This window comes from Curtobacterium sp. ER1/6, from assembly GCF_001742745.1.
GTDB classification, from domain to species: domain Bacteria; phylum Actinomycetota; class Actinomycetes; order Actinomycetales; family Microbacteriaceae; genus Curtobacterium; species Curtobacterium citri.
On the sequence record NZ_MJAK01000003.1, the window covers coordinates 95267 to 109061 of the forward strand.

Annotated in this window: 16 protein-coding genes; 7 read left to right on the top strand and 9 right to left on the bottom strand. The window is 68.7% G+C overall.

All coding sequences use genetic code 11. The annotated features are described in order from the left end of the window. Window positions 1-36: 36 nt before the first annotated feature. Complete coding sequence (locus tag Cus16_RS06695; protein ID WP_069711886.1) at window positions 37-1074, bottom strand: LCP family protein; 1038 nt, start codon at window positions 1072-1074, stop codon at window positions 37-39. 63 nt (window positions 1075-1137) lie between these two features. Then, window positions 1138-1542 carry a MarR family winged helix-turn-helix transcriptional regulator gene (locus tag Cus16_RS06700; RefSeq protein WP_069711887.1) on the bottom strand — a complete coding sequence of 135 codons (405 nt, stop codon included), beginning with the start codon at window positions 1540-1542 and terminating at the stop codon, window positions 1138-1140. 95 nt (window positions 1543-1637) lie between these two features. On the opposite strand from Cus16_RS06700, the gene Cus16_RS06705 reads away from it, so the two are divergent. The 3 genes from Cus16_RS06705 to Cus16_RS06715 all read left to right on the top strand — a co-directional run bounded on the left by Cus16_RS06705 (window position 1638) and on the right by Cus16_RS06715 (window position 4688). Continuing rightward, on the top strand, window positions 1638-2294 hold the full coding sequence (locus Cus16_RS06705) for a GntR family transcriptional regulator (protein WP_069711888.1): 657 nt from the start codon (window positions 1638-1640) through the stop codon (window positions 2292-2294). A 73-nt stretch (window positions 2295-2367) separates the two neighbouring features. Beyond that, window positions 2368-3879, top strand: coding sequence for an LCP family protein (locus tag Cus16_RS06710; RefSeq protein ID WP_069711889.1), 1512 nt, complete (start codon window positions 2368-2370; stop codon window positions 3877-3879). A gap of 26 nt (window positions 3880-3905) precedes the next feature. Further along, on the top strand, window positions 3906-4688 hold the full coding sequence (locus Cus16_RS06715; RefSeq protein WP_069711890.1) for an endonuclease/exonuclease/phosphatase family protein: 783 nt from the start codon (window positions 3906-3908) through the stop codon (window positions 4686-4688). Between the two features lie 22 nt (window positions 4689-4710). On the opposite strand, the gene Cus16_RS06720 is transcribed toward Cus16_RS06715, so the two are convergent. Further along, complete coding sequence (locus Cus16_RS06720; protein ID WP_141718855.1) at window positions 4711-5505, bottom strand: hypothetical protein; 795 nt, start codon at window positions 5503-5505, stop codon at window positions 4711-4713. A 158-nt stretch (window positions 5506-5663) separates the two neighbouring features. Here Cus16_RS06720 and Cus16_RS06725 point away from each other — a divergent pair, with 158 nt between their 5' ends. Further along, window positions 5664-6590, top strand: a complete 927-nt coding sequence (locus Cus16_RS06725) for an SDR family oxidoreductase (protein WP_069711892.1) — start codon at window positions 5664-5666, stop codon at window positions 6588-6590. 66 nt (window positions 6591-6656) lie between these two features. Here Cus16_RS06725 and Cus16_RS06730 read toward each other — a convergent pair whose 3' ends face one another. Then, the gene (locus tag Cus16_RS06730; RefSeq protein WP_069711893.1) at window positions 6657-6974 is read right to left on the bottom strand and encodes a hypothetical protein; all 318 of its coding nucleotides are present in this window, start codon (window positions 6972-6974) and stop codon (window positions 6657-6659) included. Between the two features lie 152 nt (window positions 6975-7126). Between Cus16_RS06730 and Cus16_RS06735 the strand changes: the two genes are divergently transcribed. Further along, complete coding sequence (locus Cus16_RS06735; protein WP_069711894.1) at window positions 7127-7804, top strand: TetR/AcrR family transcriptional regulator; 678 nt, start codon at window positions 7127-7129, stop codon at window positions 7802-7804. A gap of 76 nt (window positions 7805-7880) precedes the next feature. Then, window positions 7881-8075 (top strand): DUF2795 domain-containing protein, encoded by a 195-nt coding sequence (locus tag Cus16_RS06740; RefSeq protein WP_069711895.1) that lies wholly within the window; start codon window positions 7881-7883, stop codon window positions 8073-8075. Window positions 8076-8197: 122 nt separating this feature from the next. Here Cus16_RS06740 and Cus16_RS06745 read toward each other — a convergent pair whose 3' ends face one another. From Cus16_RS06745 to Cus16_RS06755, 3 genes are all read right to left on the bottom strand, one after another. Continuing rightward, window positions 8198-9691, bottom strand: coding sequence for a threonine/serine exporter ThrE family protein (locus Cus16_RS06745; protein ID WP_069711896.1), 1494 nt, complete (start codon window positions 9689-9691; stop codon window positions 8198-8200). Window positions 9692-9744: 53 nt separating this feature from the next. Continuing rightward, window positions 9745-10008: a hypothetical protein gene (locus Cus16_RS06750; protein ID WP_069711897.1), complete on the bottom strand. Its 264-nt coding sequence runs from the start codon at window positions 10006-10008 to the stop codon at window positions 9745-9747. A gap of 79 nt (window positions 10009-10087) precedes the next feature. Continuing rightward, window positions 10088-10465 carry an OsmC family peroxiredoxin gene (locus tag Cus16_RS06755; protein WP_083263779.1) on the bottom strand — a complete coding sequence of 126 codons (378 nt, stop codon included), beginning with the start codon at window positions 10463-10465 and terminating at the stop codon, window positions 10088-10090. Window positions 10466-10550: 85 nt separating this feature from the next. Between Cus16_RS06755 and Cus16_RS15955 the strand changes: the two genes are divergently transcribed. After that, on the top strand, window positions 10551-11633 hold the full coding sequence (locus tag Cus16_RS15955) for a DNA cytosine methyltransferase (RefSeq protein WP_223246557.1): 1083 nt from the start codon (window positions 10551-10553) through the stop codon (window positions 11631-11633). On the opposite strand, the gene Cus16_RS16255 is transcribed toward Cus16_RS15955, so the two are convergent. Together Cus16_RS16255 and Cus16_RS16260 are read right to left on the bottom strand one after the other, a co-directional pair. Continuing rightward, window positions 11607-12485, bottom strand: coding sequence for a hypothetical protein (locus Cus16_RS16255; protein WP_141718856.1), 879 nt, complete (start codon window positions 12483-12485; stop codon window positions 11607-11609). The two genes, Cus16_RS15955 and Cus16_RS16255, sit on opposite strands and share 27 nt — an antisense overlap. 65 nt (window positions 12486-12550) lie before the next feature. After that, window positions 12551-13684 (bottom strand): ParB N-terminal domain-containing protein, encoded by a 1134-nt coding sequence (locus tag Cus16_RS16260; RefSeq protein ID WP_141718857.1) that lies wholly within the window; start codon window positions 13682-13684, stop codon window positions 12551-12553. Window positions 13685-13795 lie beyond the last annotated feature (111 nt).

The window sequence follows — 13795 nt, forward strand, 5'->3', positions numbered from 1 at the left end:
CCACGGGGCCTCGTGCGTCGTGTCGCCGCTCGCGCGTCAGCGCCCGTGCGAATCGACCCACCGCTGGAGGTCGTCGGACCGCAGGGACTGCGAGAGCGCACGACGCTCGAGTTCGTTGAGCCGGACGAAGGACTGTCCGTCCGGTGACGTCCCGCTCCCCTCGATCGGCATCGTGACCGTGACGAGGTCGTCCGCGTCGAGGTGCCGGAGCGACCACGCGAGGCGCGCGATCGTCGGGACGTCGAGGCCCGGATCCACCGCGAGGTGTTCGCTCGTCGCGGTCACGAGGTCCCCGATCCGTCCGGGATCCGTCAGGATGCCCCGGGACAGCGCCTGCTGGAACACCCCCCGCAGGAACGCCTGCTGGTTCCGCACACGCGCCTGGTCGCCGTCGGAGAAGGCGTACCGTTCGCGCACGAAGGCCAGCGCCTGCTCGCCGTCGAGGTGGTTCGGCCCCTGCGTGAAGTGGTGACCCCGCGCCGTGAAGTCGGTGGAGGACTGCACCGTGACGCCGCCGAGGGCGTCCGTCATGCCGGCGAACCCGGCGAAGTCGATCTCGGCGACGTGGTCGATCCGGACGTCGAGCAGCTGCTCGACGGTCTGCACGGTCAGGGGGATGCCGCCCCAGGAGTACGCCGCGTTGATCTTCGCGGTGCCGTGCCCCGGGATGTCGACCCACGAGTCGCGCATGATCGACACGAGGTAGACGTGACGACGGTCCGCGGGGACGTGCGCGAGCATCAGGGTGTCCGATCGCCCGCCGGCCGTGTGGTCGCCGTCCGTGTCGAGGGCGGCCCGCGAGTCCGACCCGATGAGCAGGATGTTCTCGGCGGTCCCGGTGGGCGACGGACGCGCCCCGGTGGGGAACGGTTCGGCCAGGACCTGGGTGTGCTCGTCGAAGCTCCGGGCGAGACCGCCCACGAAGGTCGCCGCCACGACCGCGACGACGGTGGCGATGCCGAGGAGCGACCCGACCAAGGCGATCAGTGCGACGAGGACCGGACGCCGTCGCCGCTGCCGTCGCACGGGCGGGGCTGCTGCGGCCGCTGCTCGATCGGCGCGACGTTCGGGCATGCGGGACTCCTGCCGGTCGGGTCGGCCCTGCGCCGACCCCGGCAGTCTATCAGATGCAGTATTTCAGTCGGTACTGCTGTGGAGGAGGGCGGTGAGCCGCTCCCGCAGGCCCTCGTCCTCGGGCAGGACCTCGCGCTCGATGTGCTGCGCGGTCTCCCATGCGCGCCGACCGTCTGCGGTGACCGACACCACCCGCCGACGACGGTCCTCCGGGTGTGCTGTGCGGGCCACGAGGCCGTCGCGTTCAGCCCGTTCGAGCGTCCGCGACATCGTCTGGGGCTGCACGCGCGCGGTCCGGGCGATGGTGTCGGCGCCGGTGGGCCCGGTGCGCAGCAGGATGTCGATGGCGACGAGCGCCGCATGGGACAGCCCGACCGCGCGGAGACGCTCGTCCCACTCGCGCTCGACGGCACGGGCGGCGGCCGAGAGCAGGCGTCCGAGGGGCCACTGCGCGGCGGGATCGTGCATGCTCGGATCCTACGGGCAGCACTGCTCGGCGCCGGGGCGGAACCGGGGCCACCGTCCTGCTCGCGACCGGCCGTCACATGTGACACGCTGGTGCCATGCCAGTCCCCTCGACGCAGCCGGCCGCCGAACGCAAGCTCCTCCGTGACACCGTGCAGGACAAGATCCGTGCAGCGATCATGGACGGCACGCTCGAGCCCGGCGAACGCCTGAACGACGACGACCTGATCGCGTGGCTCGGGGTGTCCCGGACCCCGATCCGCGAGGCCCTGGCGGAGCTGGCGCGTGCCGGGCTCATCGAGATGGCACCGAACCGCTACACCCGTGTCGCTGCGCCGACGAAGGACGAACTCCTCGACGCCTACCGGACGCTGGGCGTCATCTACGGCGGTGTCGTGCGGCTCGCGGTGCCGCGGTTCACGGCCGCGCAGCGGAAGAGGATCGTGGCGATGCTCGACGACGTCGCCGCGCGGGTGGACGGCGAGCACATGGACGACGTGGCCCGCGAGGGCTCCGACATCTACGCCATGTGGGTCGAGGCGTGCGGCAACGCCTCGCTCGCGCAGCTGTGCCGGGCGACCACCGACGGCCTGGCGTTCAAGCTGCGCGTGCCGGAGCTGACCGAGATGGTGCCGGCCGACGTGGTCCGTCCCGCGATCGACGAGCTCCGCGCGGCCGTGCTGGCACAGGACCCGATCGCGGCCGAGCTGGCGATGGAGGCCATCCACCTCCTGCCCACGCGCAGCGCGGACTGACCGCGCTCAGGGTCCGCGCACGACCCTCAGCGGATTCCCTGTCCGTTCCACGCTGTGCGGTTATGGTTTCCGGGTGAGCATCGAACCCGAGCAGACGACGCGCCGTGCACGCCGCGGCCACGTGCCGCCGCGCCACGGGCGCCAGAAGCGCGGGGGCGGGATCGTCCTCCCCGCGATCGCCGGTGTGCTGACGATGGGCCTGGTCCTGATGGGCGGCTACGCCGCGGCGGCCTTCACGAGCCTGAACAACGGCGTCACGAAGATCGACGCGATCGCCCCGCGGGCGCAGGGCGACCACGACGTGGACGGCACGGCCCAGAACATCCTGCTCGTCGGTGACGACCACCGGCCGGACAACGCGACGCCCGAGCAGATGGCGGAGCTGAGCACGACCAGCGACGGTGGTGCGACCAACACCGACACGATGATCGTCCTGCACATCAACGCCGACGGCACGCAGGCGACGATGATCTCCTTCCCGCGCGACTCGTACGTCGACATCCCCGGCGTCGGCAAGGGCAAGCTCAACAGCGCCTTCTACTACGGCACCCTCAACGGCGGTGGCGACACCGGCGGCGCGAAGCTGCTCATCCAGACGATCCAGGACCTCAGCGGCCTGTCGATCGACCACTACGTGCGGGTGTCGCTGCTCGGCTTCTACCAGGTGGTCAAGGAGCTCGGGCCGGTCGAGGTGTGCCTGAACGAGGCGGTGAACGACCCGTACTCCGGGGTCGACCTGCCCGCCGGTACCTCGCAGCTCGACGCCAAGCAGGCGCTCTCGTTCGTCCGCCAGCGGCACGGCCTGCCGAACGGCGACCTCGACCGCAACGTCCGCCAGCAGTACTTCCTGTCGCAGGAGGCCCGCAAGGTGCTCTCGGCGGGCACCCTCCTCAACCCGATCAAGATGAACGCGATCCTCAGCGCAGTCGGCGGGTCGATCCAGACCGACACCGACCTGGTCTCCCTGGCGACGCAGATGCGCGACCTGCGCCCGGGCAACATCCAGTCGGCGACGATCCCCACCCTCGGGACGCCGACCATCACCGTGAACGGGTCCGCGCTGTCCATCGTCGAGGTCGACACGGTCGGCATCCCCGCGTTCGTGCAGGGCCTGGTCGGTGAGCCCGAGGAGTACACGAAGGCCACCGCCGCCGCGCCGGCGTCCACGACCGTGACGGTGCTGAACGGCAGCGGGGTCCAGGGTGCCGCGGCCACCGCGAGCGCGAACCTGACCGCGCGGGGCTTCCAGGCCGGTGCCCCCGGTTCCTCGGAGACGACGAAGACCACCCAGGTGCAGTACCCGGCGGGGCAGGAGGCACAGGCCAAGGCCGTCGCCGCCGTCGTGCCCGGTGCGGTCGCGGTCCGGTCGACGAGGGTCACCGGTGTGACCCTGGTGCTCGGGTCCGACGGGAAGACCGTGAGCGCTCCCGCCCCCGCCGGCGGTGCCTCGTCGGCGCCGGCTGACGGCGGGACGCAGGACGCGGCACCCGCGACGCCGAAGGACGACGGGTCGGGGTCGTCCGAGCCGAAGCCGAGCTCCACCGACGTGAAGGCGTACGGCAAGGAAGGCGTCTGCATCAACTGACGGGGGTCGACGGGTAGGTTCGACCGGTGAGCCACGTCGCGCGTCCGATCACCCTGATGACCTACAACGTGAAGAACCCGGATCCCCGCCACGACTGGCCCGCACGGCTGCCGCTGGTCCTGGACATCATCCGGCGACACGACCCGGACGTGCTGTGCGTCCAGGAGGCGTTCGACCACCAGATGGACGCGCTCCGCGCCGGGCTGCCGGACCACGGTGACGTCGGCCAGGGGCGCGAGGGCGGCACCGCCGGCGAGCACGCGGCCGTCTTCTTCCGCCGCGACCGCCTGCGCCCCGTCGACACGGGCACGTTCTGGTTGTCGGACACCCCGGACGAGCCGGTGTCGAACACCTGGGGCAGCCTGTACCCGCGCGTCGCGAACCACGCGCTCTTCGTCGACGTCGACGGCGGGGCCTTCACCCTCCTGACCTCGCACTTCGACCACGAGGACAACGACCACGGCGACGAGGTGCGTCGGCGCAGCGCGGCCCTGGTCGTCGAGCGGCTCCGGTCGGTCGAGGGCCCGGTGGTGTTCGCGGGCGACTGCAACGAGCCGGCCGGACAGGGGCCGGCGTGGCAGGTCTTCGCCGACGCCGGGTACCAGGACGCCTGGGCCGTCGCGGGCGATCCCGACGACCGCACCGCGTCCTTCAACGGCTGGCAGGCACCGGTCGACTCCGGGGAGCGCATCGACTGGGTGCTGACCCGCGGTGGCGTCGAGGTGGAGCGGGTCGTGATCGACCACGACGGTCCCGAGACCTGGGCTGCGAGCGACCACTTCCCCGTGGTCGCCACCCTGCGCGTCTGAGCGGGCGTGCTTCTGCGGGCGGTCAGCAGGAGCGACGGGCGTGCACGGGCATCGGGGCGCCGATGACCGTGACCTCGGTGTCGTCCGTCAGCGCGGACACACCGTTCGAGCCCTGCTCGTCGTCGCCGTCACCATGGCGGTCGTCGGCGTCGGTGTTGGCATCGGCGTCGTGCTCGGACCGGGGCCCGTCGTCGTCCGACGCCTCCCACCCGGGCTCGAGCAGCAGCTGCCACGCGCGCGCGTCGCCGGAGCCGTAGGACTCCTTGTCGGCGGACGGGGCGTCGTGCAGCTCGTCCGCGACGTCGTCGCCCACCTGCACGCCGTCGGGCCCGGTGAGCTCGACGCGGCTCCCGATGCGGGTGCGCACCGAGGACTTCAGCACGCGGATCTCGACGGCGTTGCCCACCGAGGCCGGGGTCCGCAGCGCGGCGACCCGGATCGCGCCGCCCCACGTCGAGGTGGTGCCGGCGGGGAAGCACGCGCCCCCGTCGCCGGCGGCGGTCTGCGTGCGGGACGGCGTGCCGAGCAGGCGGCCGAGCAGGTCCACCGTCGACCGGGAGTCGCGCATGGAGACGTCGGCGACGGTGTCGTCCCCGTCGCGGAAGACGAGGGACTCCGCGTCGAGCTCGATCGAGTCGACCCGTCGGAGTTCGCGGTTGGTGACCTGCACGGTGGGTCGCGACGACACGAGGTCGCTGCGGTCCTCGGCCGCGGACGCCGGCGACGCGGCGACGATCCCGCTCGCGTCCGCACCCACGGTGCCGACGACGGCGGCGAGCACGGCGGTGCCGATCGCGAGCGCAGGACGGAGGTTCACCACTCGACCGTACGACCTCCCGACTGCTCGGACGACAGGTGTTACCGAATCGCAGCCCGGTCGTCACGTGTTCGTGACCTCGGGGACACAACAGGACGCCACCGCGGGGGACACCCGGCTGGACGGCGGGAGCGGGCCGGGTGCGTACCGTCCAGGCCATGACGGAGCAGCAGAACGACCAGGGCGGCATCGACCAGTACACGATGCAGGACCCCACGAAGATGTACGCCGACAAGAAGCCCGACGAGCAGTACCTCCCGGGTGCCGGTACCGACGAGGAGATGGCGGAGAACGTCCCCGCGGACCACGGTGAGGACACCTACCGCGGCTCGGGTCGCCTGACCGGCCGCAAGGCACTCGTCACCGGTGGCGACTCCGGCATCGGTGCCGCCGTGGCGATCGCCTACGCCCGCGAGGGTGCCGACGTCGCGATCGTCTACCTCCCCGAGGAGCAGGAGGACGCCGACCGCATCGTCGGGCTCATCGAGGCCGCCGGTCGCACGGCCGTCGCGATCCCGGGTGACATCAAGGACCTCGCGTTCTGCGAGCAGGCCGTCCAGCAGGCCGTCGACGGCCTCGGCGGGCTCGACATCCTCGTGAACAACGCCGGCAAGCAGCAGAACGTCGACGACATCACGAAGATCTCCGACGAGGAGTTCGACGAGACCTTCAAGACGAACGCGTACGCCACGTTCCGCATCACGAAGGCCGCGGTCCCCCACCTGCAGCCCGGCTCGACGATCATCAACACGACGTCCATCCAGGCCTACGCGCCGTCCCCGCACCTCGTGCACTACGCCGCGACCAAGGCGACCGTGAACAACATGGCGAAGGGCCTCGCCGCGCAGCTCGCGCCGAAGGGCATCCGCGTCAACGCCGTCGCGCCGGGACCGATCTGGACCCCGCTGCAGCCGGCCGGTGGCCAGCCGCCGGAGGCGCTGCCGTCCGCGGGCGAGCAGACCTACCTCGGCCGCTGGGGCCAGCCCGCCGAGCTCGCGCCGGCGTTCGTGTTCCTGGCGAGCGGCGAGTCGTCCTACGTGGTCGGCGAGACGCTCCACGTCGACGGCGGCATGCCGACCCCGTAGACGGAACCGTCCGCGGCCTGGAGGCACGGTGCCAGCTGGCACCGTGCCTCCAGGCCGTCCGTCGTCTCAGCAGGCGACGGACCGCGCCATCCGCTCCAGTAGTTCGCGCGCGGACATCGCCGCGGTGAGCTCGACCTCGACCGGGTTGATGCCGACCGCGCGCTCGAAGGCCCGCCGCCGGGCCTGGTCGGCGACGGGGACCTCCGGGCGCTGCGGCAACCCGGCGATCGCCCGAGCCGCGGCGTCGAAGGCGCCCTCGGGCGCGCCGAGTTGCTGCCACATCGTCCGGACGTCGTGCGCGACCTGTTCGTCGTCGCCGCCGAACTCGTAGCCCGCCGACGCCATGGTGGCGAGTCCCTGTGCGATGGGGTCCTCCGGGTGCATCCCGGCATGGTCGCACGGAACCCCGACGAGGTGCTGCGGGGACGGTCGTTGTCCCCCGACATGCTGACACCCGGACCGGGGCTGCTGTGTCCCCCGTGTCTGCGGTTTGATGGGGGAGCGGACAGGACGTCCGCAGCACGACGGAGGGCACGATGCTCGAACACACCAGTGCGGACACGCAGGCGGCAGCCGCCGCGGCCGCCACCCTGCACCTGCGGATCACGATCGTCGGGGCGACCGTCGACCTGCTGCGTGACGTGCCCTTCCACGAGGCGCACGCCGGCATGGTCGCCGACCGGATGGACATCACCGTCGACGAGCTGCACCAGCACTTCCCCTCGTGGGACGGTCTCGTGCTCGCGGCCCTCGACCGGTGGAACGGCAACCGGATGGACGAGGTCACCCGCGAGGTCGGCGGCGGCCCCACGGTCGACCTGCTCCGGGCGATCGTGGCCTCGAACGCCGAGGACCCGGCGCTCATGCGGCTCCTCGTCGCCCTGCTGTCCGTCGCCGGGAACCCCGCCCACCCGATGGCCACGTACCTGCGCTCGCGCTACCAGCTCTTCACGTCACAGATCCGTCGCGGTCTCGAGCACGACATCGCCGTCGGTCGGGCGCCCCACACGATGGACCCGCGCCGCGGTGCCGAGCAGCTCATCGCGCTCTACGAGGGGCTGCAGCTGCAGGCCATGCTCCGCTCGGACCTCGACCTCGTGCCCGCCTTCGACCGGGCGGTGGCACGGCTCGAGCGCGGGTGGATGGAGCGGTACGAGCCGCAGGCCGCAGCCCGCTTCTCGCGGTGGAGCGACGGCGGCAGCTGGGAGATCTGAGCCGGGGGACGCACTCGCCCGGCCGGTACGCAGGACCTCCGGCGTACTGCTGGACGCTCCGAGCGAAGGAGCCGACATGGCAGCACCGAACCCGATCCAGGTCCAGAAGTACCTCAGCGGCATCGACTACCCCGCGTCGAAGGACGACATCGTCGCGACCGCCGAGAAGGAGAGCGCCCCGGACGACGTCCTCGAGGCCCTCAAGGGCATCCCGGACGGCGACTACGACGCGCCGACCGCGGTGACGAAGGCCGTCTCCGACGCGAACTGATCCGCGGAGCCCTGCGTCCTGCGGGGCCCGAGCGGTCCGAGACTCGGGCTGAGCGACGTTCCTCGAGCCGATCCGGCCGAGGACGGTCGCCCAGCCCGAGTCTCGTGTCCGGGCCGGCCGGGCTAGCGCGGGACGGTGCCGTTGCCCGGGTCGTAGCCGGTCCCGCGCAGCACCGGGATCGCGGTCGTGTCGTTGTGGACCGAGTGCACCGTGACCCGCCGTGCCCGCCGCAGCGCGCGTCGAGCCCCCGGGGTCGCGACGAGGCCGCCGAGCACGAGACCCGCGCCGATCCCCAGGGCGACGGACACGGCCGCCATGAAGTCGAGCGCGGCACCGGACGAGCCGGACATGAAGTTGAGCAGTGCGTTCGACACGGCGACACCGGGCAGCAGGGCGCCGCAGAACGCCGGCACCGCGATCGCCGCCACGGCCGTCCGCATCCGTGCCGCCGCGATCGTGGACAGGACGCCGAGCAGCACCGACGCCACGAAGGTCGCGCCGAGGAGCGGCATGCCGAGGTGCCGGAGCTCCCAGAGGAACGCCCCCGCCGCGACCGAGAAGACCACCGCCACGGGGATGACCCGCGCGCTCGCCTGCTGCACGAAGCAGTTCGCCGCCGCGGACACGACGGTCAGCGAGAGTGACGCCCAGAGCGGCAGCGGGCGCAGGACGATCCCGGTCGGGTCGACCTCGATGCTGAGCCAGTGCAGCACCGCGATGCCGGCCGGGACACCGACCACGATCGCGGCGATCACGAGCACGATGTAGAACGCCCGGGCCACCGCCATCGACCGGAAGCCGGAGATCGCGTCCTGGGCCCAGGTGACGAGGGACACGTGCGGCAGGAGCAGGACGACCAGGGCCGCCACCATGGTCGCCGCGCCGGTCGCCGTGAGCACGTCGCCCCAGATGGCCAGCGTGCCGAGCGCCGAGGCGACCGCCGCCTGGGCGCCGGAGACGAAGAACTGCGGGAAGCCCCGGCCGGTCAGCCAGCGGCCCGACACGATGATGCCGAGCATGAGCACGAACGCGCCGACACCCGCGCGCCACCCGCCGCCGGCCTGCATCGCGATCGAGGTGCCGAGCACGGACAGCCCGACGTCGGCGAGCCACGTCGGCCACCGCGGCGGCATCCGGAGCACGGCGACCAGGGCGCTCACCGCGCTGGTCATGTCCCGGACGCCGTGCACGAGGTCGTCCACGATCTGGTTCGCCCGTGCCAGGCGGTCGAGGTCGGAGCCGTCGGACTGCACCGTGCGGACCTTCACCAGCGGCGGGTGGTCGGACGGGGCGTACTGGATCGTCACCGAGCTGCCCGAGAAGTCGAGGTCGAGCGGGGCGAGGTTCCACTTCGTCGACACGGCGACGACGGCGGTCTCGACGCTGCGGGTGTCCGCGCCCGAGGCCAGCATCACCTCGGCCAGGTCGAGGCAGAAGTCGACGATCTGCACGGGCGAGTACTGCTCGCGCGACCGGGTGTCGGGAGTCACGTCCTCGTAGATCGTGCCGCGGAGCCGCGCTCGGGCGTCGCGGATGTCGTGCTGTGCGAGGTTGCGGACGCCCGGCCGCGGGGGGCGTCCGGGCCGTGGGACACCCGGGAGGAACTGCTCGGCCATCCGTCCATGGTGCCAGCCGCTCGGCCGTGAGCCCGGACGTCGGCTGGACGCGCTCAGCGGTTGCGCTGGACGCTGGACCGTCCGGCGGCGAACGCTGCGACGACGGCACCGACGAGGACGAGGACCGGTCCGACGACGTACTGCCACGGCCGCGCACCGGCGACGAAGGCGAAGTCCGTCGGCTCCGCGGACGAGGACGCGTACCCGAACCAGCCGAACGACTGCGGGGTGGTGGCGATGAGCACGACGCCGACGACGGCCACGAGGACCCCCGTCCACAGGACGACGTGGGTCGGTGTGCGGAAGAGGCGGCGCATGCGCCCCACGGTACCGATGGACGGACGGGAGGCGCGGTGCCAGCCGACACCGCGCCTCCCGTCCGTCTGCTGGTGACGACTACTGCTCGAAGGTCGCCTTGAGCTCGATGTCGACGCCGGTGAGGGCCTTGGAGACCGGGCAGGTGGCCTTGGCCTCGTCGGCGGCCTTGAGGAAGGCGGCCTCGTCGATGCCGGAGACCTCGCCGTTGACGGTGAGGGTGATGCCGGTCAGCTTGAAGCCGCCGTTGTCCTTGTCCGGGCCGAGCGAGACGTCGGCCTTGACGTCGAGGGCCTCGACGGTGCCGCCGGCCTCGCCGAGGATCGCGGAGAACTGCATCGCGTAGCAGGCCGAGTGGGCCGCGGCGATGAGCTCCTCGGGGCTGGTGGCGCCGCCGGCCTCGTCGGCCGGCGCACATTCGCCCTTTGCGCCGTCTCTGCGGGCGCGCAGACGAGCGATCGCAGATGTGAGATCATCGTCCTAAGCGATGGCTGAGACAGCTACAAATGCGGAAGGTGCCCTGCGAGTGGGACTCGATATACCGATGATTTCTCTATACTCGGGGATAGGTGGACTCGATTCAGGATTCGCTAGCGTTGGGTTCGAGCCGCTCATGGCCAATGACATTGACGCTAAGGCTGAATCTACTTATCGAGCCGTACTTGATTCAGTGGCTGAGAAGAAAGCGGCTGATGAACATCGGTATATGGTGGGCGATATTAGTGAAGATTTTGCCGAATTAGCTGCAAACGAAGATGCAATTGTTGTCGGCGGCCCACCATGTCAGGGTTTCTCTCGCGCCGGGAGAATGGATCCAAATGATGAGCGATCCAGGCATGTTCGGCGCTTCATGGAAGCAGTCGCCGCGGTCAGACCGCGCGCATTCGTGATGGAGAACGTTGCCGCGCTTGCCACAAACGAGCGGTGGATCCCGGTGCTTCGGGCAGTTCGTCGCTCCGCGCAAAAAAGCGGCTACGCTACTGCTTTGATTGTTCTCGATGCGGCGGATTACGGAGTGCCTCAGTCGCGAAAGCGTATGTTTCTCATGGGCATACGGGACGGCAATCGTCGAGATCTACAAAAGCTTCGTACCAATTCTCCGAGGTGTTCGATAAGCGTACGGAAGGCATTAGAAGAAGTTCAACATTTTCAGGATCAGCCTGACTCGCTCAAGTGTGCGGCTAAAATTACTCCGGCCGCACGGCCCGTCTTGAGGACGTCACCTTTCGCAGGTATGCCTTTCAACGGGCAGGGGAGATTCCTGAACCTTGACAGTATCGCCCCAACCATAAGCGCCTCCCTCGGTGGGAATCACACGCCGATCGTCGACCAAGCTTGGTTGGATAGTCCACAGGAGGGAGGAGCTTCGATTCGGCGCTACATGGATGCTCTTCGCGTTGGAAAAATGATACCTATCGAAAGTTCATGGCGTCGACTTTCCGTTCCAGAAGCGGCGAGGCTGCAGGGTTTTTCGACCGAGATTGACTGGGTGTTGCCTCGGTCTGTCGCGTTTCGCCAGATTGGAAATGCGGTACCGCCGCCGTTGGCTGCCGAGGTTGCCAAGCGTCTCGCGCGCGCACTGGGTGCAACGCCGGCAACATCAAAGCAAGGCGACATCGCAGCCTAGAAGCCAATTGATAATCTCATCGATACCCTCCACCGTGGTATCTACGAGTCGCGTGAGTCGCAGGCGGTCGAAGGCGGTCGCCTTATCACGTATCAAGTGATTCAGATGTTCTCGTTCTATGTGATGAGGAACGGCGAGGGCGGCGATTGGGTGGTAACGCTCGTTCAGATAGTTCACCCAAAGATCCGGACGCGGCTCCGATATCTTCTTTTCCCAATCTTCGCTGCGCGCCAGTGTGGCCTGAAGGAGAAAGGTGAGCTGCCCTGTCCGCCGGTCCGCCCAATCAGCGACCGCCACGGCGTCGACGCCGGCGTCTTTCGCGTACCGCTTGCGAGGATACGGCGCCAAGGATGGCTTGAGACCGATTCTCTCCCCTGCTGCCAATAGTTCTGTGGGGAACGCGCGGCCCTGTGTAGTCGCTGTCCCCATGCCCGTTGCTCTCAGCCCCATGGAGTGCAGTGCAGAGACGACCATCAATTCGAAGACCTGCCGCGGATCGTTCCGTGTCGAGCCCTGGTACGAATGAGCGACCGTTACTGCGAGCAGTTGAAGGTAGGCTGCGTGCTCGGAGATCGTAGCCTTCGTGTGGATCTCGTTGCTCCTGACCTCGAAGGGATAATGCTCGCCGAGCACCTCCTCTCGCTCTCGCAGTAGATTGAAAGTCCAGTCAGGCCAGTCCGGATCGTCTTTGCTTTCGAGGCCTTCGCTATCTTCGGGATCTTCATCGAGGTCGATGTCGGGATTGACGGTGAACAAACCTCGCCGTGTGTTCCACCATCCAGCTTGCCGCAGCGCTGTCTCCAATGAGGTTGCAGAGGCGCTTTCAGTGCCCTTCAAGGCGACAAGTTCCATGTAGTCTGCGAGGCAAGACCCGCGAGCGTACCGTCCGTATTGATCGAGAGATAGCGCGAGCTGAGTCAATCCTCGCTCGCTTCTTCGGAGTTGAACGCGATAACCGATGCCGACACCTGGCGTGCTAGCCGCACGACACGATTTGCGACGCTCGCAGCGTCCGGCGGCACGCTGTCGACTTCACCAAGAAGATCCACGATGCTCCCAAGGCGGTCTGCTACTTGACGCAACTGGGCGGCCAGATTAGGAGCGCGTGCGATTGAATGGGCAATCTCTAAATCGTCATTCTGGCGTAAGGTCTTCCGCGCGGTATCGTGAGCGAGTACGTCGCTATACGCGGTGACTTGTCGACTATCGCTGAGGACTGCAAGGCTTCGACCTTCTTTCGGACGGAGGTCAGAGAGGACTTCCGTGAGCTTACGTAGGTCGACCGCCTTGATTGCGGCATCCACTTCACCCAGCGTGGACGCATCGGGATCGTAATTGAAGTAACGTGGAGTGTTGGCGGTTCCAAGGAGCCGCACCCACACGCCAAATCGCTGAGAGCGAACGTAATCGATAAGGTCGGCCTGTAGTCCCTCGGCGGCGGCGTGCGCAAGCAAAGCGTACGCGACATAAGCCGAGCGCACGCCCCGAGCATTGCTTCCCACGGTGCGACCGATCCTGTAGAAAGTGGCGTCGCCTTCCTTGCTTCTGAGGCGATTGACCTCGTCGTACAGGTACTTGGCTTTCTCACCGGCACCCCAAACGCGCAACCCGCTTATGTGGCGGTAGCCAAGGAATGCGTTAAACTCGTCAGGATCGTCAACCTGCGTTGTGGGGAGCGCGGTGAGTTCTGCGGCGGCGGTTCCCTCAGCACCTTCGGAGAATCGAAGGCCCTCTTCTAGGGCTCTTTCGTCGCCCGTGAGTATGATTGCTGTTGCTAGGCGACGATTACCCTCCAGTACAGTGTATTCACCATCTTTGCTGACATCCCCAACGATGACCGGCTCGCTTGAGAAGTACCCGTTGGCCTTGTAACTTTCTGCAAGTTCGTGGAGCGCCGCGGTTTTGAAAAGCTCCCGCAGCAGCTCACCTTCCGTGCGACGCCCCTGGAACTGGGACAGCCGCGGATTGTCTAGGTCTAGGTGGAGCTTCTCAATCGGTATCTCGCCGAGGTATCGCAAGCGCACGCTCCCTGTTGTGGTGGTGTTGAGCAAGCATATCCGGGCGGGACGTACTTGAAAGAAAGCCTGCCGGTGTTGTGGAGAGGCGGCTGACGGACGGGAGGCGCGGTGCCAGCCGACACCGCGCCTCCCGTCCGTCTGCTG

Bases quoted from the DNA above. Each gene is read 5' to 3' on its own strand.
- Cus16_RS15955 (WP_223246557.1), top strand. From the start codon at position 10,551: ATGATTTCTCTATACTCGGGGATAGGTGGACTCGATTCAGGATTCGCT.
- Cus16_RS06725 (WP_069711892.1), top strand. From the start codon at position 5,664: ATGACGGAGCAGCAGAACGACCAGGGCGGCATCGACCAGTACACGATG.
- Cus16_RS06700 (WP_069711887.1), bottom strand. From the start codon at position 1,542: ATGCACGATCCCGCCGCGCAGTGGCCCCTCGGACGCCTGCTCTCGGCC.
- Cus16_RS16255 (WP_141718856.1), bottom strand. From the start codon at position 12,485: ATGGAACTTGTCGCCTTGAAGGGCACTGAAAGCGCCTCTGCAACCTCA.
- Cus16_RS06695 (WP_069711886.1), bottom strand. From the start codon at position 1,074: ATGCCCGAACGTCGCGCCGATCGAGCAGCGGCCGCAGCAGCCCCGCCC.
- Cus16_RS06750 (WP_069711897.1), bottom strand. From the start codon at position 10,008: ATGCGCCGCCTCTTCCGCACACCGACCCACGTCGTCCTGTGGACGGGG.
- Cus16_RS06740 (WP_069711895.1), top strand. From the start codon at position 7,881: ATGGCAGCACCGAACCCGATCCAGGTCCAGAAGTACCTCAGCGGCATC.
- Cus16_RS06705 (WP_069711888.1), top strand. From the start codon at position 1,638: ATGCCAGTCCCCTCGACGCAGCCGGCCGCCGAACGCAAGCTCCTCCGT.
- Cus16_RS06745 (WP_069711896.1), bottom strand. From the start codon at position 9,691: ATGGCCGAGCAGTTCCTCCCGGGTGTCCCACGGCCCGGACGCCCCCCG.
- Cus16_RS06730 (WP_069711893.1), bottom strand. From the start codon at position 6,974: ATGCACCCGGAGGACCCCATCGCACAGGGACTCGCCACCATGGCGTCG.
- Cus16_RS06735 (WP_069711894.1), top strand. From the start codon at position 7,127: ATGCTCGAACACACCAGTGCGGACACGCAGGCGGCAGCCGCCGCGGCC.